The following is an 18442-nucleotide window of genomic DNA, read 5'->3' as shown; positions in this document are numbered from 1 at the left end:
CGGGCGCTTTCTGGCGGTTGGTCCGTCGAGTGCTTTCGCGTGGTCTGCAGCACCGAGCTTACGCCCGTCGTCTGTCCCGCCGAGCGCACGCCGGACGGCGGCTCGCGGGCCGCCGCCCGGCTGAAATCCCGCGAAAATCAGGCGTCGGGCGCGAGCGCGTCGATGGTCGCCTCCAGTTCGTCCTGTTCCGCGCCGCGAGGGAACGAGACGGCCACGCGGTCAACGCCGTCGATGTCCTCGAACTTCCGGAGTTCCTCGCGGGCCTCGTCTGGCGTGCCGACCGCGCCGAGGTCGGTGAGCAGGTCGTCGCCGATGGCCTCGAGCGCGGCCTCTTGGTCGCCGCTCCCCCACGCCGTGGCGACCGCCTCGGCGGTCTCCTCGTAGCCCTGCCGGGAGAGGGCGTCCCGGTAGAAGGTGCCCATCGCACCGACGTAGAACGCGAGATGCTGGCGGGCGAGTTGGCGGGCGCGTTCGCCGTCCTCCGAGACCGCGCAGGTCAGCGAGAGCATCACCTGCACGTCGTCGGGGTCGCGGTCGCCCAACTCGGCACCGCGCCGGAGGTCTTCGAGTCGGTCCCGAACCCCGTCGGGCGTGAGCATCAGGGCGTGCCAACCGTCGGCGAAGCGCCCGGCGAGTTCGACCGACTTCGGACCCATTCCCGCGGCGTCTATCGGTACGGGGGTCTCGGGCGGGTCGCACCGGAGGCGGAACCCGCCCACGGTGAACACGTCGCCCGCGTAGTTGACGGTCTCGCCCGAGAGGACCTGCCGGACGATATCGACGTACTCGCGGGTCCGCCGGAGCGGTTGCTCGAAGCTCTGGCCGTGCCAGCCCTCGACGACCGCGGGACCGGAGGGACCGATGCCGAGGCGCATCCGGCCCTCCGAGAGTTCCTGCAGGGTGGCGGCGGTCTGGCCCACGAGCGCCGGGGACCGCGAGTAGACGTTGAGGATGGACGGACCGATGCCGATTTCGTCGGTGCGCTCGGCGATGGCCGAGAGGACTGTCGCGGCGTCCCGACCCCACGTCTCGGGGAGCCACGCCCGGCGGTAGCCTCGATTCTCGGCCAGTTGGGCGAGCGAGACGATGTCGGCGATGGACGGTCGGGCCGCGACCGGCAGATGGACGGTTCGGTCGGTCATGGACGAGACGACGGAACCGCCCAACATAGTTCCCATGCCAACTGTCGGAACCGGGAACGAGGTTTATCGAGCGTTAGGTTTGCCCGCGCGTCACACGTCGGGCGACTCCATCACGTCGGGCACGCCCGCCGCAGTAACCGTCTCGCCCACGACGAACGAGGCGGCGTCGCTGGCGAGGAACCGGGCAACGTCGGCGATCTCCTCGCTGACCCCGACCCGGCGCTCGACCGACTCGCGGTCCACGTCGTCGGCCGAGATGCCCATCTGACTGGCGAGACCGGGCGTGGCGACGAACCCCGGCGCGATGCAGTTGACCCGGACGCCGTCGCTCGCCCACTCGAAGGCGAGCGTCGAGGTGAGGTTGACCACCGCGGCCTTGGCCGCGCCGTAGTGACTCATGTAGGGCGCACCCTGCTGGCCCGCCACGCTGGCGACGTTGACGACGCTCCCGCCGCCGTCCTTCAGGTATTCCTCGGCGGCCTGTGTGCAGTTGTAGGTGCCCCCGAGGTTGATGTCGAGAATCATCTGCCACCCGTTGGGGCTGATGTCCTCGAAGTTGGCCATGAAACTCGCTCCGGCGTTGTTGACTAACACGTCGAGGCCGCCGAACTCCTCGACGGTCGCCTCGACCAGCGCCTCGACCGCGTCGCGGTCGGTCACGTCGCACTCCACGGCGAGCGCGCTCCCCTCCCGGTCGCTCTCCTCGATGCCCTCGGCTACCGGGTCCACGTTCTCCTGCTCGCGCGAGCAGACGACCACGTCCGCGCCGTCGGCCGCGAACTCCTCAGCGATTGCCCGTCCGATGCCGGAACTCGCGCCCGTGACGACGGCGGTCCGCCCGGCGACCGAGAAGCGGTCGGTCTGGTCGGTCATCGCATCGCCTCCCGTTGCGTGACAGTCTCTGTCATCGGTATCGCGTACAGTCCGATTCCTGATAAGGGTACGCAGAACTGCTATCACTCCTCGAGAACGTTTGTCAATCGCTACCGAACGCTCGATAGGTCGTCGAGTAACCAGATACGGTTACAAATCCCTCAATCGTGCCGGGTTTCGGTTTCTCAATAAACCTAAGTCGATTACGTCCGTGGTCGTCTACGTATGGAGTTCCCGGTCGGTGACGTGGCGACGCGACGAGTCGAGTTCTCCGCCAGCGAACTGACCGGCGCGGTCGGCGACTCGGTGACGGTCCTCCCGGTCGTGGTCGCGGTCTCGGCGCTGACCGACCTCCGACTCCCCGTCCTCCTGCTCTGGTTCGGCGCGTTTCAGGTGGTCTGGGGCCTCCGGTACGGCGCGCCGGTCTCGGTCGAACCGATGAAGGCGCTCGCGGCGCTGGTCATCGCGGGGTCGCTGACGGTGCCCGAACTCGCGGCGGCCGGGACGCTCGCGGGCGCGGTCCTGCTCGCGCTCGGGACCGTGGGCGCGCTCGGCGCGCTCGCCGACCGCATCGACGCCGCCGTGATTCGCGGGGTCCAGTTGGCCGTTGCGCTCGTCCTCGCCCGGACCGGGCTCGAACTCGGCGCGGGTGCGCCGAAGACGGCCCTCGCTGCCGCGCTCGTCGGCGGTACGGTCGTCGCGCTCGGGTACCGGCGCGCGGCCGCGCTGGTGGTCCTCGCCGCGGGCGTCGGACTCGCAGCGACGAAGACGGGTGCGCCGAGTCTCGCGGTGCCGGAGTTCGGGACCGCAGTCGCCGTCGATGGTGGAGTCGGGGCAGCGCTCGACGGCGGCATCGAGGCGGCATTCGCACCGACGCCGGACGCGCTCGCTGCGACGAGCGCGCAACTGGCCATGACCGTCGGCAACGCCGCGGTAGCGACCTCGCTCCTGCTGGACGACCTCTACGACGTCGACGTGTCGCCCGACGAACTGGCGACGAGTATGGGTGCGATGAACCTGCTGGCGGTTCCGCTCGGCGCGCTTCCGATGTGCCACGGGAGCGGCGGGGTCGCGGGCAAGCACGCCTTCGGCGCGCGGACGGCGGGCGCGAATCTGGTCCTCGGGGTCCTCTACGCCGGGGCGGCGCTCGGAGCGGCCGAGCTGGTCGCGGCGTTTCCGATGGCCGCGCTCGGGGTGGTCCTCGCGCTGGTCGCCGTCGAGTTGGGTAGGGCCAGCCTTGACACCGATTCGCTCGGCCTGACCGTCGGCGTCGGAGTCCTCGGCCTGGCGACGAACGTGGGACTGGCGTTCGTCGCCGGAATCGCCGCGTCGGTCGCGCTGAAGCGGATGCAAGAAGCGGCTTAGACACAATTTTGCATTTCCCTCAGTATCTAGAATAGATACTAGACGTGTATTTATGTGTCTCGTCCTCTCTACTCCGGCGCGCGCTAGCGCGGCGCGACTGCGCCGCGCCAACCGCGCGAGGGACGAGTAGCGCAGGCCCGTGGCCGAGCAACGCAGTCGGTTGGAGAGTCGTGAGGCCGTCGCGGTTGCGGTGCGATGCAGGGCGGTGCTGTGCAGATGCGGTGCGGGGCCGTGCAGTGCGGGGCCGTGCGGGTGCGGTATGAGTGGCTCAAGGGGTAGCTAGCTTCTCCCGTCGTTCGCCTGCCTGCGGTCGCGGTGCTGTGCAGTGACTCCCCGGTTCGATGAGTAACTACCCCGTCGCCTTTCGGTCGCCCTTCCCCGGCCTCTCGACGCTTCAGTTCCCATCCGACGAACCGAGACCCACGAAACCTAGCCGTCCTCGACAAGCTATAACATCCCGCACTACGACCGACCCACCATGAACGACCCGTCAGAGGCCTACGGCCCGAATCGCCAGCGCGAGGTGTACGCCAGCGGGATGCTCGCCGACCAGCGACCCGACCTCCCCACCAATCCGGACGAACTCCGCGAGGAGGCCATGGCCGCCCTCTCGGAGGAGGCCTACGCCTACGTCGTCGGGAGCGCGGGCGGCGAGGACACCGCCGACCGGAACCGCGAGGCCTTCCGGCAGTGGCGCATCGTGCCCCGGATGCTCCGGGACGTGGCCGAGCGCGACCTCTCGGTCGAACTGCTCGACCAGCGACTCCCCGTCCCGGTCGCCCTCGCGCCCGTCGGCGTCCAGTCCATCATCCACGAGGGCGGCGAACTCGCCAGCGCGCGGGCCGCCAGCGACCTCGGCGTGCCCTTCGTCTCCAGTTCCGCGGCCTCGGCCACGATGGAGGATGTGGCCGAGGAGTTGGGCGACGCGACCGGGTGGTTCCAGCTCTACCCGAGCGCGGACCCCGACGTGACCGCGAGTTTCGTGAGTCGCGCCGAAGACGCGGGCTACGACGCCATCGTAATCACGCTCGACACGCCGACGATGGGGTGGCGAGAGCGCGACGTGGCGAACGCCTACCTGCCGTTCCTCGACGGCGAGGGCGTGGCGAACTACCGCTCGGACCCCGCGTTCCGCGACTCGCTGGACGACCCGCCGGAGGAGGACGAGCGAGGTGCCCTCTGGCAGTTCGTCGAGCAGTTCGGCGACCTCTCGATGGACTGGAGGACCGTCGAGAACGTGGACGAACAGACCGACCTCCCGGTCGTGCTGAAGGGGATCCTCCACCCCGACGACGCCCGCGAGGCCGTGCGCCGCGGCGTGGACGGCGTGGTCGTCTCGAACCACGGTGGCCGACAGGTTGACGGCGCAATCTCGGCCATCGAGGCGCTTCCGGGCGTCGTAGACGCGGTCGACGCGGAAACCGAAGACGACGAGTTCGCGGTCCTCTTCGACAGCGGAATCCGCCGGGGTGCAGACGCCATCAAGGCCATCGCGCTCGGTGCCGACGCAATCCTGCTTGGGCGACCCTACGTCTACGGTCTCGCCATCGACGGCGAGGACGGGGTTCGGGAGGTCGTCGGGAACTTCCTCGCGGACTTGGACCTGACGCTGGCGCTCTCGGGGCAGGACTCGGTGGAGGGACTGGACGAGTCGGTGTTGGTCGAACGGCGTTGACCCCGACCGAACGTTCCGCGAGTAGGCCGGTCGTTTGACGGACTCCCGCTCCGAATTCCCGGTATGAACGTTCACTGGCACCGCCGGGACCTCCGGGCCGCGGACAACCGGGCGCTCGCCGAGGCCGCCGCGGATAGCGAAGTCCTCCCGGTCTTCGTCTTCGACCCCGCGGTCCTCGACCACGCGAGTCCGCCTCGCGTGGCCGTCGCGCTCGACGCGCTCGAATCGCTGCGCGCAGACTACCGCGAACTGGGCGGCGACCTGCTGGTGGTCCGCGGCGACCCGCGCGAGGAGTTGCCCCGAATCGCCGACGAGTACGTCGCAGACGCTATCTACTGGAACCGCGACTACTCCGGCCTCGCGGCCGAGCGAGATAGCGAGGTCCGACTCGCGCTCGACGATGCCGGAGTCTCGCGGGCGGCATACCACGACGAACTCCTCCACGAACCCGGGTCGATTCGGACGAACGAGGGCGAACACTACTCGGTGTTCACGTACTTCTGGAAGAAGTGGCGCGACCGCGAGAAGGACGCGCCCTTCGAGGCGCCAAAAGCGGGGCAGGTGGCCGACCCCGACGACGCGGGCGACTCCCCGACGCTCGCCGACCTCGGCTTCGACGCTCCCGAGGCCGAGGTCCCTCCGGCCGGAACCGAGGACGCCCGCGACCGACTCCGAGACTTCTGCGAGGACCCCATCTTCCGGTACGCCGAGGACCGCGACTACCCCGCGAAGGACGCCACCTCGCGGCTCTCGGTCCACCTCAAGTGGGGAACCGTCGGCGTCCGCGAGGTCTGGCAGGCGACCGCGGAAGCAATGGCGCGCGCCGGCGGGGACCCCGACGAGGACGGCAGCGAGGCCGCGTCCGTCCGGGAGTTCCAGAGTCAACTCGCGTGGCGGGAGTTCTACGCCCACGTCCTCTCTGCCCGGCCCGACGTGGTGTCGCGCAACTACAAGGAGTACGACGAGGACATCAACTGGCGCGACGACGAGGCGTCCCTGCAAGCGTGGAAGGACGGCCGGACCGGCTACCCCATCGTGGACGCCGCGATGCGACAACTCCGCGAGGAGGCGTGGATGCACAACCGCCTCCGGATGGTCGTCGCCTCCTTTCTCACCAAGGACCTCCTGTTGGACTGGCGCGAAGGGTACGACTGGTTCCGCGAAAAACTCGCGGACCACGACACCGCCAACGACACCGGTGGCTGGCAGTGGGCCGCCTCGACCGGGACCGACGCCCAACCGTACTTTCGCATCTTCAACCCGACGACTCAAGGCGAGCGATACGACCCGAACGCGGAGTTCGTCGAGAAGTACGTGCCCGAACTCGCCGACGCGTCCCCCGAGGACGTACACGGGTGGCACGAACTCGACCCGGACGAGCGCGAGCAGGTCGCGCCCGACTACCCCGCGCCGATCGTGGACCACGGCGAGCGCCGCGAGGAGGCGATCGCGATGTTCGAGGACGCCCGCGGCGACGACTAGTTCGTCGCTACGCCGTCGGAGGTGCGTTCTCTAGTATCTCATTTTATCTCCGAGACCAGCGACGAGATGAGCGAGAAGCGGAGACAGCGACCGGGGCGGACGTCGACGAAGCGATTCGGACGCGTTCGAGCGTCACCCGCTGAAGGGGTCCTCGAAGTCGTTGCGGATGAAGTACCGGACCCAGTTTCCGTAGGTCCGGTCCGTGAGGTCGTCGGCGACCTGTTCGTAGCGGACGACGCCGTCGGTGTCCACGACGTAGGTGCCAGCGATGCCGGTCAGGCCGTGACTGGTCTCTTCCGTCCCGCTGTATTGGTCGGCGACCTCGCCGTCGGGGTCGGCCAGCAACTGGAAGTCGTAGTCGAATCGGTCGCGCATCTCCACGAGTTTCGGGGTGGGACTCGTCACGACGGGGAGAACGTCCACGCCGTCGTTGAATCGCAGGTCCTCGAAGACCCGGCTGAACGTCGCTAGTTGCTCGGCGCAGAAACTACACCAGTGGCCGCGGTTGATGAGGACGATGGTCGGCCCGGAGTCGAGAGTGTCTTCGAGCGATACCTCCGCACCGGACGTGCTTTCGAGGGTGAAACCGGGTGCCTCGGAGCCTTCGAATGACATGGACGAACGTAGGGGGTTCGTTTCAAAGCGACTTGCGGCACCGGCGGGACTGACCGCGGTTCGTGACGACCGGTGATCGGGACGTTCGAGGACGCTCGCGGCGACGACCGAAAGCCCGGTATCGAGGACTTATCCGTACAGCGAGTAGAGGACGAACCCCATCCCGACCGCCACGAGAAGCGTCTGGACGACGCCGAGCGCGAACGGCGTGACACCGAGCGCGTTGACGACCGAACAGCCCATGACGCCTCCGACACTGAGGAAGACGAATCCGACTCCGACGAACAGCATCGGTTCGCTGGCGTTGCGTCGGTAGCCTCGGAAGCCCTGATACGCGATGAGCATGCCGAGCGCCATCGTGAGCAGTTTCCCCACGAACAGCGTCGTCTCCATCAGTGCGCACCTCCGGAGGTCTCGTCGTCTCGTTCGTTCATCGCTCGTCACCTCGCATGTCTTCCCACACGTCGGTGAAGCGGTCGGCGGCGTCCTCGTCCTCGTCGTCGCCGACGTAGACGTCTATTTCGCCGTCCCGAACGTACACACCGATGTGTTCGACAGTCGCCTCGTAGAGGGCGTAGTGATTCCCGTCGGACGCGGGTCGAGTGCGCTTCTCGACGAGGTCGCAGGATTCGAGGTCGTCGAGTCGCCGGTAGATGGTCGGGAGCGAAGCGTCGCATCTGTCGCTCAGAGTCTGTGCGGACATCGGTTCGCGGCTCGTTTCGGTGAGGATTCCCCGCGCGTACTCGTCGTCGAGCAGGGCGAAGAGTGCTGTGGGGTTCGGTTCCTCACTCACGTACACGATTTTCCGCCCCGCCTTTTAAAACCTGCCGGGTGTTTTCCGACTCGGAAAACGCCCCGCGACTCATATATCTCGGGAGGACCGAACTAGCGACGTGGCCGACTGTCCGATTGTCCCAATACAGACCACGACTGGACGTCAGGCCGCCCTCACACATATCATGACTGAGAAGACGACTCGACGGACGCTGTTGAGCGGAACCGCCGCCGCCGCACTTACCGGACTCGCTGGCTGTTCGAGCATTCGCGGTTCGGGGTCGGCGACGACGAGCGAACCGAAGACGACGACCGGGTCGAAGACGACCGGGTCGGCGACGACGAGCGAATCGAAGTCGGCGATGGGCGACTCCTCGGTTCACGCCTCCGACGCGCAGACCGGGTACGGTATCGACCTGAGCGGCAATCCCGTGATGGGGCCGGACGACGCCCCCGTGGACGTGTACTACTGGACCGACTACCAGTGTCCGTTCTGCGGGCGCTTCGAGGAGAACACGTTTCCGAAACTGGTCGAAAGCCACGTCACCGAAGGGAAGGTTCGTTTCGTCATGCTCCAACTGCCGAACATCGGCGAGGCGTCTACGACTGCCGCGCGCCTCGACAAGTGCGTCTGGAGGCAGGTTCGGGATTCGAACCCCGGCGCGTACAGCGACTGGCACGCCGCGGTCTTCGACGCGCAGGAAGAACCTGACTCCGGGTGGGCCAAGACGGGGAACCTCCTCGGCATCGCCCGAGACGTCGACGGCGTCGACGCGGACGCCGCCATGTCCTGCCTGGAGAACGACACCGAGTGGGCGAAGGACGTCGTCAGTGACGACGTGAGCGCGGGCACCGATAGCGGAATCTCGGCCACGCCCGGGTTCGTCCTCTACAACCGCGAGTCCGACAAGGCGGGGAAACTCGTCGGAGCACAACCGTACGACCGATTCGCGAGCGCCATCGAGAAGATCGAGAACGCATGAGTGTAGCTCGATCGGTCGAGCGATTCGGAAGCCAACTCGGGGGTGCGCTGACCTACCCCTTCAGGTCGGGCCGGCGCACGCTCGCGGCCGGAGTCGTCGCCATCGTGACGTACGTCCTGCTCGTCCTCTCGACGTTTCCCGAGATGTCGATGCAGATGCTGGGCGCCGGTCTCCACTGGTTCGACGAGACGCTCGTCCTCCTCACCCAGAACACCTACGCGACCAACGGCGCGGCCGGTCTCGGGATGATAGTCGTCTACGCCGGACTCACGGGTGTCGCAGTCGTCAACACGGCGGGACAGGTCCGGACGATGGGCGTCTCCAGCGCCTCCGATTTGGTGGGCGTGCTTCCCGGACTGGTCGCTTCCGGGTGCGCGAGTTGCGGGGCCGGACTACTCGGGTTCCTCGGATTCGCCGGAGCGATGGCGGCGCTCCCCTTCCACGGCGACTTGCTCCGAGTGGGTGGCATCGCGCTACTCCTCGGATTCCTCGCGCGCTCGGGCGACCCGCGACAGTGTTCGGTCTGAATCCCGGAGTGTCCGGTACGCGTGTCTGCGAACCCGCATATCGCCGATTCGACTACTCGCTTAACACTTAACCGCGTGGCCGTTGCCCGAGATACGGGGGAGAGACGAATGGCTACTTACGAGTTACCAGAGCTACCGTACGACTACGACGCGCTCGAACCGGTAATCGACCAGCGAATCATGGAACTGCACCACGACAAACACCATCAGGGGTACGTAGACGGTGCGAACGCCGCCCTCGACAAACTGGAGGAGATGCGGGGGTCCGGCGACTTCGGCGACGTGCGGTCGGTCAAGCGGAGCCTCGCGTTCAACCTCTCGGGCCACGTCAACCACACCGTCTTCTGGCAGAACATGCATCCCGACGGCGGCGGCGAACCCGGCGGTGACCTCGCCAGTGCACTCGACGAACACTTCGGCGGCTTCGAGGGGTTCAAGCAGGACTTCTCCGAGGCCGCGAAGGGCGTCGAAGGCTCCGGATGGGGCATGCTGGTCTACGACCACATCGCCGACAAACCGCTGGTCGCGGCCGCGGAGAACCACCAGAACCAGCACCCGCAGGGCGCCACCCCGTTGCTCGTCTGTGACGTGTGGGAACACGCCTACTACCTCCAGTACGAGAACAACCGCGGAGAGTACGTGAACAACTTTTGGGACGTGGTGAACTGGGACGACGTGGAGCAACGCTACCAGCAGGCCCAGCAGGCCGACGCGATTCCGAAGCACACCGGAGCACAGTAACCGAGAAGCTCCGGTCGAAACCCGGAATTGAAAAATACTTTACTTTAATTGGCTTCACCGGAGGACCGTCGTTCGCTGCCTAGAGGCCTCGAGAGTGGCATCTGGGTCGATTCGAGAGGTGTGTTACCAATCGACTTCTCAAAGTTTAAGACCGAAAAGAGAATATATAGTAACGAGGTTCAATTATGTCTGAGCGATCCAACCCCGAACTACCACCACTTCCGTACGACTACGACGCGCTCGAACCGCACATCAGCGAACAGGTGCTCACCTGGCACCACGACACCCACCATCAGGGCTACGTCAACGGACTCGACAGTGCAGAAGAGACGCTCGCCGAGAACCGCGAGAGCGGGGACTACGGCGGCACTGCAGGCGCGCTCGGTGACGTGACCCACAACGGTTCGGGTCACTACCTGCACACGCTGTTCTGGGAGAACATGGACCCGAACGGCGGCGGCGAACCCGAGGGCGAACTCCTCGACCGCATCGAGGAGGACTTCGGCTCCTACGAGGGCTGGAAGGGCGAGTTCGAGGCCGCCGCGAGCGCCGCAGGCGGTTGGGCGCTCCTCGTCTACGACCCAGTGGCCAAGCAACTCCGCAACCTCGCCGTGGACAAGCACGACCAGGGCGCGCTCTGGGGTGCCCATCCCATTCTGGCGCTCGACGTCTGGGAGCACTCGTACTACTACGACTACGGTCCGGACCGCGGCGACTTCGTGAGCAACTTCTTCGAGGTCGTCGACTGGGACAACGTCGCGGAGCAATACGAGAAGACCGTCGGCAACCACGAGTAAACTCCGAACTACCGTTTTTTCTTCGACTGATTCGCTCGATTAGCTTCGCGTCTAGCCATTGCCTCGAACGTCGTGAGTGTTCGAAGCTGAAAATCTCCAAACACGTTTGTATCCGGTTTATTACGGCCGTGAATAGTTACCAAACCCGACGCTGCCCCTGAGAAACGCTAACAACGGATATCACTATATATTTATTGAGAAGATATATATTTTCTTCGGTAGTTTTATCCTCAAGTCGCGGGTTTCGACACGTGATGGCAGAAAAACCGACTCGGCGGCAGTTCTTGACAGTTGCAGGGGCAAGCGGAGCACTCGCGCTCGCTGGTTGCACGGGCGGTACTGGTGGTTCCCGAACCGAAAAGGGCGGTAAGCAAGACGGCTCGGGGTCGAAGGACGACAGCCAGTCGTCGGGGTCGTCGAAACTGAAGGCCGACGGCTCCTCGACGGTGTATCCGATCACGAGCGACGCCGGAGCGGTCTGGAACTCGAACCCGCCCGCCGACGACGAGGAGTACTGGGGACCGAGCGAGTACGACATCGACACCGACGAACGCCTCGCCGACTACTGGGCGGGCCTGTACGGCTTCGAGTCCAGAGACGACGCGTCCGCGCCGTTCGACGTCTCGGTGGGACTGAGCCACTCGGGAACCGGCGTCGAGAAGGTCAGGAAGGGCGTCGTGGACATCGGTGACTCGAGTGCGCCCGTTTCCGCGGAGTTCCCCGACGCGTCCGAGGAGGAACTGGAGCCGTACACCGACCACGTCGTCGGCGTGGACGCCCAGCCCATCGTCGTCAGTAAGGAGATCGAGGAGGCCGGCGTGACGAAACTGACGGCCGAACAGGTCCGCAAAATATACCGCGGGGAGATCGAGAACTGGTCGGAGGTCGACGCCTACAGCGGCGAGGAGAAGGAAATTCAGGCCGTCGGTCGTGCCGAGGGCTCGGGTACCGACACCGCCTTCCGCGCCAACATGCTCGGGAGTCCCGACGCGAAGATGCCCGGCGTGGACGTGCGGAAGGGCCAGAACCAGCAGGTCAAGACCCTCATCAGCAAGTCCGACAACGCCGTCGCCTACATGGCCCTCGCGTTCGTCGGCAGCGACGTGCCCGCCATCAAACTGGAGTTCGACGGGAAGGTGTACGAACCCGGCAAGAACCTCGCCGACGAGAACTACCCCCTGTCGCGCGACCTCCACTGCTACACCTGGGAGGGGACCTCGAAGAAGGAGGCCGCTTTCCTCCGGTTCATCATCAGCGAGTTCGGCCAGAACAACTACGTCGAACCGAACAACTACGCGACGCTCACCCCCGAGCGCCGCGAGAACCAACTGAGTAAACTCCCCGACACCGAGAACTAGCTCGGTCGGTCGCGCCGTGGCATCCGTCGTCTGACGCTCTTCGCCGCCGGTTTCCCCGCTTCGTTCTCGGTCCTCAGTCGCCGAGCGCGCTCGTCAGTTCGTCGTGAACGCGCACATAGGAGGCCCGTACAGCGACCGTCTTCTTCGAGGACGACGCGCCCTGCGCGAGTCGGGCGGGTGCGCCGAGCAACTCGGAGACCGCATCGGTCAGTTCGGCGTTCGCCCGGCCGTCGCGTGTAGGTTCGGAGAGTCTGGCCTCGAAGCGGTCGCGCCACTCGTTGAAGTCGCTGGGAACCCGCCGGTCGGCCTCGACGGGGGTCACGTCGAACGCGACCAGCGTCCCGTCGCCCGACTCGGTGAGTGCGTCTTCGAGTTCGCCCGTCGCCACGACCGGAGGTAGGCGAAGCGTCGGAATGAAAGCTCCGTCGGGCCGCCGAGAAGCGACGCCGGTCAGTCCGGTTCGAACGCGTCGATAGAGTGGTCGGCCACGACGGCCACGACCGCCTCGTGGAGCGCCCCGAAGTCGTAGCCGCCTTCTCGGCGGTCGAAGCTGGCGAACACGCCGACCTTCCGGTCGTCGGCGGCCAGGAAGGTCCGGAACTGCTCGAAGCCGTCGAATCCCCGGACCGTGTACTCGTAGGAGTCGTAGTAGAGGTCGCTGTAGGTGTCGCGGGTGACGTAACCGTATCGCTCGTTGTCCACGAACAGCGGAACGTCGATGTCGGCCACCTTGCGCTCTACGTCCTCGCGGAGATACAGTCCTTCGTGCTCGCGCTGGTCGAACAGCCACACGTCGCGGAGGGCGTCGCTCCCGAACGTCGAGAAGGCCTCGACGAGTGCGCGCTTGGCGTCCCGACTACGACTCTGGGTGTCGTCTCCCATCGTCGTAGAACGTCCGTCGACTGACAATATAAAAATTAGGACGGTCGGGTGTGGATGGCCGGTCTGCTTCGGAAGTCCGTTCGTTACGAAGCACGTGACGCGGGTCAGTGACTCGCGCTCAGCAGTGAAATTATTGCCAAGGTAATCTATTTCCACCGTCAGAGAATCGAGATTATTTCCGAGCGTACCGCGTTCGCCGTCGCCGAGGAAAAGACGAACGATTTACCCCGCGCTCGGTCGTACGTCCGGCCATGCCCCGACCGAAGTCGGACTTCGACCAACTCCACCCTTGCGACTTCTACACCGCCGACGAACTGCTCGAAGACGACCAGATGTACACCGTCTACGAAATCGCTCGTCTGCTCCAGGAACTCGACCCCGACGCGGAACTGGAGCCCCAGACCGAGGACATCCTGCTCGACTGGGCCATCCCGTGGGTGATGAACAACGCCGACGACCTCGTCATCGCCGAACCCGGGGCCGACGACGAACCGGGCTACTACGGCCTGAAGTCGGACGACGACCGATGAGGCTCCTCGTCGTCGGTGGCGACCGCGTGGACGCCGGGAAGACCACGTTCACGACCGGCCTGCTCGACCGACTCGGCGCGGTCGGGTTCAAGCCCCGCGCTGGCAACGACTACTGGTTCGACCACGACGACTACCGCCGGGCGGTCGGAGACGGCCGCCTCTACGGTAAGGACGCCAAGCGCCTCGCCGCGGCCAGCGCGGGCGACTTCGCCCCCGAGGACCTGAACCCGGTCCACCGACTCTGGCGGCCCTCGCCCGGCCCGGACACCGGACTCGTCGGGCAGGCCAACCGGGAGTTCGTCTGCGACCGCGTCGGCGAGTCGTTCGTCGTGAACGCGCACGCCGACGTGCCGGAGTCGGCCCGCCGAAACCTCCCGCTCTCCGACGCGCCGACCGTCGGGAGCGTCGAGCGACTCGACGAAATCACCCGACAGTTGCATCTCCCGATGTTCGAGGGGTTCGCCGACCGGATCCGGGAGGTCGAAGCCGAAACGGGCGGGACCGCGGTCGTGGAGTCGTACGCCGACGTGGCGGTACCGATCCGCGACGTCTCGTTCGACGCGGTGGCGGTGGTCGAACCCGGCCGGATGCGGGCCTACGACGGCGACCGGTTCCTCAAGGCCTGCGAGGTCGCTGGCGGGAGCGCCCGCGAGGGACGACTGGAAGTCCACACCGGCGACGTGACCCAACTCGCCGACTCGAAGGCGACCGCCTCGTTGTCGGCGCTCCCCGGCGACGACCGACGCGACCCGACCGCGGTCGCCCGGGCGTACGAGGATGCCTACGACGAACTGCTGGCGGTCGCGGAGAGGTAGTCAGAAGCCGATGTGAGAGGTCGAACTCGGCATGTCGTCGTCGCTTTCGTCGTCTCTTCCCTCTTCGTCCGTGCCTTCGCCTTCGGCACCTTCGGTCCCGCCGTCTTCGATACTCCCCGCGTGGGCGAACTCGTAGCTGTCGTCGGTGAGGTAGACCGCGCCGTCCTCGACCGCGAGGTCTACCGAAACGAGGGTCGTGTCGGCGGCGTCGCCGTTGTCGCAGTAGCCCGAGCAGGCGTCGAACATCGAGCCGTGCTTCGGGCAGACGAGTTGGCCGTCGCGCATCGGCGCGCCGAACCCCCGGTCGAATCGCTGGGCCTCGTGCGTACATCGGTTGATCCACGCCTCGACGGGGCCGTCCGATTCGTCCTCGCACGGCACGAGGAGGACCTCGTCCGGTTCGCCGTACTGGTCGCGGACCGTGAACAGCCACGACCCTTCCTCGTAGACGGTCTCGGTAGTCGTGAGTCGCGTGCGCTCGGTCACGCCGCGAGGAACGAACCGACGTAAAATAAACCTGACTGACCTGTCACCGCATCCGTGCTGCTCGGGCCGCCAGTTCCACGTCCCGATACGGGTCGGTCGTGACGCTCGGGCCGTGGCCGACGTACATCTCCGCGAGGTGTTCGTCCACCCGGTCGCGCACTCGGTCGATGCTCTCTATCAACTGGTCGCGGTCGCCCTCTTCGAGGTCGGTGCGACCGAAGCTTCCGTTCTGGAAGATGAGGTCGCCGGCGAACAGGACGCTCGCGCTCGGCGAGTAGAAACAGAGGTGGTCGTTCTTGTGCCCCGGCGTGTGAAGCGCGGTGTACGAGTGGTCGCCGAGTTGGACCGTCTCGTCGTCGGCGATTGGATTGTCCACCTCGGGTAGGTCGGCGTCGAAGCCCCACGTCTCGACCCCGAAGGCGTCTTTCACCGACTGGAGGTTGCCGACGTGGTCGTGGTGAGTGTGCGTGAGAACGATGGCGTCGAGTTCGGCGTCACGTCCGCGGATTTTCCCCACCGCGTCGAAGTTCGACCCGGTATCGACCAGCACGGTCCGGTCGCCCTCCACCAGAAAGGCGTTGCTCGTGAACGCCTGCACGCCGCGCGCGAGGTTCGTAATCATGCGGGCCAGTTGGAGTGGGAAGGGTTTGTGGGTGTCGTTGTCAGTTCGGTAGCCGAACGATGGGTCAATTTATGTAGTCGGGCCGTACTCGTCACACCCATGGAGGTCCAACTGCTGGAAGCCACGGACGACCCGGAAGAGGTCATCTGTTCGGCGGCGCGCAACGACTACATGGAGGAGTTCGTCGGAGACAAATCGTTCGAGGAGACGATGGAGTCCATCGAAGGGGAGACTATCGGAGAAAAGAAAGAGACCCTCATCGGTCACCTCCTCGACCACGGCCACTTCGGACCCTTCGAACACCCGCAAGCCACCTTCGCGGTAAAGGGTATCAGTCGGTCCTGCATGGCTCAGATCACCCGTCACAGGCACGTCAGTTTCGACGTCCAGTCGATGCGCTACGTCTCGTTCGACGACGTGGACCCCGAGGACGTGGCCGAGGGCGAGATGGTCGTCACGCCACCGTCGGCCGAAGACCCCGACTGGATCGGCCGGAACCAGGAGGGCGGCGCAGTGGACGAAGAGACGGTGGAAAAGCGCAAAGCGATCTTCCAGGAGTCCGTCAAGCGCTCTGTCGAGGACTACCAGGAACTACTCGAACTCGGGATGCCGCCCGAAGACGCCCGATTCGTCCTCCCCATCGGAACGGAGGTCAACATGGTGATGTCGATGAACGCCCGGATGCTCATGCACGTCGCCGACATGCGCGCGGCGGCAGACGCCCAGTGGGAGATTCGAGAGATGACGGAGAAGGTCCTCGACTTGGCGAAGGAGTGGTGCCCCGTCACCTTCGAGTACTACGAGGAGAACATGAAGAACCGGAAGAACAGACTCGCGCCCTAATCCGTCGTCTACATTACTCGTCGGCCAGTTCCTCGACCAGCGTCTCCAGACTGTAACTCTCCAGCGGGTTGTCGGTGTCCCGAAGCGACGAGATGACGAACGTCGAGTTCGTTCGCTCGACGCCCTCGATGGCCTCGAAGTCGCTGATGAGGCGTTCGACCGCGTCGCTGTCGGGGAGGCGTGCGACGACGATGAAGTCAGTCTCGCCCATGGCGAAGTACGCCTGGGTGACGCCCTCGACCTCCAGTAGTTTCTCGCCGAACTCCTCGTAGGAGTCGCTGTAGTCGGCCAGCACCTCCACGAGGACCGTGACGCCGAGTCCCGCCTCCTCCAAGTCGACGTCGTAGAGGTCGTTTTTGATGATGCCCGCCTCGCGGAGGTTGTTGAGGCGGTAGTGGATAGTCGAGACCGGAATGTCGGTCTCCTCGCTCAACTTCTCGGGGCTTCCGGTCCCGAGGTCGGCGATGGCCTTCAGAATGGTCACGTCGCGCTCGTCCATCGTCGTTGACGTTACGCCCCCGCCTACTTAACGTCGGTTTTGTTCGTGCGACGGCCGACAGCGACGAACAGATTTTCACCAACAGAAGTCTAACTGTAGCGGTTGATAGAACATTCTCTCCGAACCCCGGGGATATGATTGTCTTCTATCCGAGTAAATCGGGCTCTCTTGTAGAAGGGTTTAAGGCCACGAAACCCAGACGGTTGTAACAGAAACATGATTTCGGAATATATCGAGAGTAAAGTCCCACTCTCTCCCCTGATGTTCGTATTGCTTGCAACGCTCTGGGGCGGGTCGTTCGTCGCCATTGAAGTCGGTCTCCACTACTTCCCACCGATGGTGTTCGCTGGCGTCCGGTACGCCGTCGCGGGTGCGGTCATCTTGGGATACGCCGCGGTCACGACCGACCACTGGCGGCCGCGCGCTCGCGGGGAGTACCTCGCCGTCACCGTGGTCGGCGCGCTCGTCATCGCGGGCTACCACGGTCTGCTCTACCTCGGCGAACGCCACGTCTCGGGCGCGATTGCGGCCGTCGTGGTCAGCCTCTCGCCGGTCCTGACCGCCGGTTTCGCGGCCGTGGTGCTGGACGAGCGTCTGACCCTCGCCAAAGGAGTCGGCTTCGCGCTCGGCATCGGCGGCGTGGCCGTCGTCGCGGGCCTGAACCCCACGAACGCGCTCTCGGCCAACGTCGTGGGCGTCGGTCTCGTCTTCCTCGGCGGAGTCTGCTTCGCGCTCGGCGCGGTTCTGACCCGACCGCTCCGGACCGACCTGCCCGCCGCGTCGCTGCAGGCGTGGGCGATGCTCGGCGGTTCGGGCCTGCTATTCGCCGCGGGCGCGCTCCGCGGCGAGTCGCTGTCGGCGATTCAGTTGACGCCCACCGCGCTGGCGTCGTTCGCCTACCTCACGCTCCTCTCGGGCGTCGTGGCGTTCCTGCTCTACTTCCGACTACTCGAACAGATCGGCCCGACGAAACTCCACCTCGTCGGCTACCTCGAACCGGTCGTGGCGACCCTCGTGAGTTGGGCCGTACTGGGCGAGCTGGTGTCGTCCTCGACGCTGGTCGGCTTCGCCGCCATCTTCGCCGGATTCGCGGTCCTGAACCGCAACGCGATGCGGACCCTCGTGGCGACGGTTCGGTCGTCGGACTTCGCGGAACGGGTTCCGTTTCCGGACTCCGTGACGTCGATTCGACCGTCGTTCGGACGTGAGGACTCGTCCGGCGACTCGGACGCGAGCGAAGGCGCGTGGTCGGGGTCGGTCGGTCCCGCGGACGACTAAGAATTTGTTTTCTTCTACTCTCTATACCGTTGTCAAAGACAAATATAGTATCATTATCGAACGAATTTATTGGTTTGATTGACCGAGTGCCTCCGTGAGCCACTGAAGACCGCAACCGTACGGTTCAGCACCTCACGGCACAGCACCGCACTGCA

22 protein-coding genes are annotated in these 18442 nt (G+C 65.6%); 12 read left to right on the top strand and 10 right to left on the bottom strand.

The genetic code is table 11. The features are described from left to right. Positions 1–137: 137 nt before the first annotated feature. Both E2484_RS20360 and E2484_RS20355 read right to left on the bottom strand, forming a co-directional pair. Positions 138–1142, bottom strand: a complete 1005-nt coding sequence (locus E2484_RS20360) for a TIGR04024 family LLM class F420-dependent oxidoreductase (protein WP_137287030.1) — start codon at positions 1140–1142, stop codon at positions 138–140. 90 nt (positions 1143–1232) lie between these two features. Beyond that, the gene (locus E2484_RS20355; RefSeq protein ID WP_137287029.1) at positions 1233–2015 is read right to left on the bottom strand and encodes an SDR family NAD(P)-dependent oxidoreductase; all 783 of its coding nucleotides are present in this window, start codon (positions 2013–2015) and stop codon (positions 1233–1235) included. 225 nt (positions 2016–2240) lie between these two features. On the opposite strand from E2484_RS20355, the gene E2484_RS20350 reads away from it, so the two are divergent. The 3 genes from E2484_RS20350 to E2484_RS20340 all read left to right on the top strand — a co-directional run bounded on the left by E2484_RS20350 (position 2241) and on the right by E2484_RS20340 (position 6537). Beyond that, positions 2241–3380: a putative sulfate/molybdate transporter gene (locus E2484_RS20350; RefSeq protein WP_137287028.1), complete on the top strand. Its 1140-nt coding sequence runs from the start codon at positions 2241–2243 to the stop codon at positions 3378–3380. 478 nt (positions 3381–3858) lie between these two features. Next, entirely contained in the window at positions 3859–5055 is a 1197-nt protein-coding gene (locus tag E2484_RS20345) for an alpha-hydroxy-acid oxidizing protein (protein WP_137287027.1), read from the top strand. Between the two features lie 63 nt (positions 5056–5118). Beyond that, entirely contained in the window at positions 5119–6537 is a 1419-nt protein-coding gene (locus tag E2484_RS20340) for a cryptochrome/photolyase family protein (protein ID WP_137287026.1), read from the top strand. A 132-nt stretch (positions 6538–6669) separates the two neighbouring features. Here the strand turns inward: E2484_RS20340 and E2484_RS20335 are convergent, their stop codons facing one another. The 3 genes from E2484_RS20335 to E2484_RS20325 form a co-directional block, all read right to left on the bottom strand. Then, positions 6670–7152, bottom strand: coding sequence for a peroxiredoxin family protein (locus E2484_RS20335; RefSeq protein ID WP_137287025.1), 483 nt, complete (start codon positions 7150–7152; stop codon positions 6670–6672). Between the two features lie 129 nt (positions 7153–7281). Continuing rightward, positions 7282–7545 carry a DUF7521 family protein gene (locus E2484_RS20330; protein ID WP_137287024.1) on the bottom strand — a complete coding sequence of 88 codons (264 nt, stop codon included), beginning with the start codon at positions 7543–7545 and terminating at the stop codon, positions 7282–7284. A gap of 37 nt (positions 7546–7582) precedes the next feature. Then, positions 7583–7945, bottom strand: a complete 363-nt coding sequence (locus tag E2484_RS20325) for an ArsR/SmtB family transcription factor (protein WP_137287023.1) — start codon at positions 7943–7945, stop codon at positions 7583–7585. A 166-nt stretch (positions 7946–8111) separates the two neighbouring features. Here E2484_RS20325 and E2484_RS20320 point away from each other — a divergent pair, with 166 nt between their 5' ends. From E2484_RS20320 to E2484_RS20300, 5 genes are all read left to right on the top strand, one after another. Then, entirely contained in the window at positions 8112–8909 is a 798-nt protein-coding gene (locus E2484_RS20320) for a DsbA family protein (protein ID WP_137287022.1), read from the top strand. Continuing rightward, the gene (locus tag E2484_RS20315) at positions 8906–9436 is read left to right on the top strand and encodes a hypothetical protein (RefSeq protein WP_137287021.1); all 531 of its coding nucleotides are present in this window, start codon (positions 8906–8908) and stop codon (positions 9434–9436) included. The genes E2484_RS20320 and E2484_RS20315 overlap by 4 nt, the downstream gene beginning before the upstream one ends. A 108-nt stretch (positions 9437–9544) precedes the next feature. Continuing rightward, positions 9545–10177: a superoxide dismutase gene (locus E2484_RS20310; RefSeq protein WP_137287020.1), complete on the top strand. Its 633-nt coding sequence runs from the start codon at positions 9545–9547 to the stop codon at positions 10175–10177. Positions 10178–10362: 185 nt separating this feature from the next. Next, a complete protein-coding gene (gene sod / locus E2484_RS20305) occupies positions 10363–10974 on the top strand; it encodes a superoxide dismutase (protein WP_137287019.1) in 612 nt (203 codons plus the stop codon). A 254-nt stretch (positions 10975–11228) separates the two neighbouring features. Further along, the gene (locus E2484_RS20300) at positions 11229–12332 is read left to right on the top strand and encodes a PstS family phosphate ABC transporter substrate-binding protein (protein WP_137287018.1); all 1104 of its coding nucleotides are present in this window, start codon (positions 11229–11231) and stop codon (positions 12330–12332) included. Positions 12333–12405: 73 nt separating this feature from the next. Here the strand turns inward: E2484_RS20300 and E2484_RS25265 are convergent, their stop codons facing one another. Further along, complete coding sequence (locus E2484_RS25265; protein WP_170977445.1) at positions 12406–12720, bottom strand: DUF167 family protein; 315 nt, start codon at positions 12718–12720, stop codon at positions 12406–12408. 62 nt (positions 12721–12782) lie between these two features. Beyond that, entirely contained in the window at positions 12783–13214 is a 432-nt protein-coding gene (locus tag E2484_RS25260; RefSeq protein ID WP_170977444.1) for a DUF7522 family protein, read from the bottom strand. 251 nt (positions 13215–13465) lie between these two features. On the opposite strand from E2484_RS25260, the gene E2484_RS20290 reads away from it, so the two are divergent. Together E2484_RS20290 and E2484_RS20285 are read left to right on the top strand one after the other, a co-directional pair. Next, positions 13466–13744, top strand: coding sequence for a DUF5827 family protein (locus E2484_RS20290; RefSeq protein ID WP_137287016.1), 279 nt, complete (start codon positions 13466–13468; stop codon positions 13742–13744). Then, the gene (locus E2484_RS20285) at positions 13741–14559 is read left to right on the top strand and encodes an ATPase (protein ID WP_137287015.1); all 819 of its coding nucleotides are present in this window, start codon (positions 13741–13743) and stop codon (positions 14557–14559) included. The genes E2484_RS20290 and E2484_RS20285 overlap by 4 nt, the downstream gene beginning before the upstream one ends. On the opposite strand, the gene E2484_RS20280 is transcribed toward E2484_RS20285, so the two are convergent. Continuing rightward, positions 14560–15045, bottom strand: a complete 486-nt coding sequence (locus E2484_RS20280; protein ID WP_137287014.1) for a Rieske (2Fe-2S) protein — start codon at positions 15043–15045, stop codon at positions 14560–14562. Between the two features lie 43 nt (positions 15046–15088). Further along, the gene (locus E2484_RS20275; protein ID WP_137287013.1) at positions 15089–15667 is read right to left on the bottom strand and encodes an MBL fold metallo-hydrolase; all 579 of its coding nucleotides are present in this window, start codon (positions 15665–15667) and stop codon (positions 15089–15091) included. Positions 15668–15766: 99 nt separating this feature from the next. Between E2484_RS20275 and thyX the strand changes: the two genes are divergently transcribed. Further along, entirely contained in the window at positions 15767–16510 is a 744-nt protein-coding gene (gene thyX, locus E2484_RS20270) for an FAD-dependent thymidylate synthase (protein ID WP_137287012.1), read from the top strand. Between the two features lie 13 nt (positions 16511–16523). Here thyX and E2484_RS20265 read toward each other — a convergent pair whose 3' ends face one another. After that, entirely contained in the window at positions 16524–17009 is a 486-nt protein-coding gene (locus E2484_RS20265) for an Lrp/AsnC family transcriptional regulator (protein WP_137287011.1), read from the bottom strand. A gap of 261 nt (positions 17010–17270) precedes the next feature. Between E2484_RS20265 and E2484_RS20260 the strand changes: the two genes are divergently transcribed. Beyond that, positions 17271–18287 carry a DMT family transporter gene (locus E2484_RS20260; RefSeq protein WP_321112809.1) on the top strand — a complete coding sequence of 339 codons (1017 nt, stop codon included), beginning with the start codon at positions 17271–17273 and terminating at the stop codon, positions 18285–18287. Positions 18288–18442 lie beyond the last annotated feature (155 nt).

The organism is Halorussus salinisoli, assembly GCA_005239435.1.
Lineage (GTDB): Archaea > Halobacteriota > Halobacteria > Halobacteriales > Haladaptataceae > Halorussus > Halorussus salinisoli.
This window is presented reverse-complemented; position numbering and strand designations above follow the sequence as displayed.

Coding starts and splice junctions, on each gene's coding strand:
- E2484_RS20360 (WP_137287030.1), bottom strand. CDS start 1,142: ATGACCGACCGAACCGTCCATCTGCCGGTCGCGGCCCGACCGTCCATC.
- E2484_RS20355 (WP_137287029.1), bottom strand. CDS start 2,015: ATGACCGACCAGACCGACCGCTTCTCGGTCGCCGGGCGGACCGCCGTC.
- E2484_RS20350 (WP_137287028.1), top strand. CDS start 2,241: ATGGAGTTCCCGGTCGGTGACGTGGCGACGCGACGAGTCGAGTTCTCC.
- E2484_RS20345 (WP_137287027.1), top strand. CDS start 3,859: ATGAACGACCCGTCAGAGGCCTACGGCCCGAATCGCCAGCGCGAGGTG.
- E2484_RS20340 (WP_137287026.1), top strand. CDS start 5,119: ATGAACGTTCACTGGCACCGCCGGGACCTCCGGGCCGCGGACAACCGG.
- E2484_RS20335 (WP_137287025.1), bottom strand. CDS start 7,152: ATGTCATTCGAAGGCTCCGAGGCACCCGGTTTCACCCTCGAAAGCACG.
- E2484_RS20330 (WP_137287024.1), bottom strand. CDS start 7,545: ATGGAGACGACGCTGTTCGTGGGGAAACTGCTCACGATGGCGCTCGGC.
- E2484_RS20320 (WP_137287022.1), top strand. CDS start 8,112: ATGACTGAGAAGACGACTCGACGGACGCTGTTGAGCGGAACCGCCGCC.
- E2484_RS20315 (WP_137287021.1), top strand. CDS start 8,906: ATGAGTGTAGCTCGATCGGTCGAGCGATTCGGAAGCCAACTCGGGGGT.
- E2484_RS20310 (WP_137287020.1), top strand. CDS start 9,545: ATGGCTACTTACGAGTTACCAGAGCTACCGTACGACTACGACGCGCTC.
- sod (WP_137287019.1), top strand. CDS start 10,363: ATGTCTGAGCGATCCAACCCCGAACTACCACCACTTCCGTACGACTAC.
- E2484_RS20300 (WP_137287018.1), top strand. CDS start 11,229: ATGGCAGAAAAACCGACTCGGCGGCAGTTCTTGACAGTTGCAGGGGCA.
- E2484_RS25260 (WP_170977444.1), bottom strand. CDS start 13,214: ATGGGAGACGACACCCAGAGTCGTAGTCGGGACGCCAAGCGCGCACTC.
- E2484_RS20290 (WP_137287016.1), top strand. CDS start 13,466: ATGCCCCGACCGAAGTCGGACTTCGACCAACTCCACCCTTGCGACTTC.
- E2484_RS20285 (WP_137287015.1), top strand. CDS start 13,741: ATGAGGCTCCTCGTCGTCGGTGGCGACCGCGTGGACGCCGGGAAGACC.
- E2484_RS20275 (WP_137287013.1), bottom strand. CDS start 15,667: ATGATTACGAACCTCGCGCGCGGCGTGCAGGCGTTCACGAGCAACGCC.
- thyX (WP_137287012.1), top strand. CDS start 15,767: ATGGAGGTCCAACTGCTGGAAGCCACGGACGACCCGGAAGAGGTCATC.
- E2484_RS20265 (WP_137287011.1), bottom strand. CDS start 17,009: ATGGACGAGCGCGACGTGACCATTCTGAAGGCCATCGCCGACCTCGGG.
- E2484_RS20260 (WP_321112809.1), top strand. CDS start 17,271: ATGTTCGTATTGCTTGCAACGCTCTGGGGCGGGTCGTTCGTCGCCATT.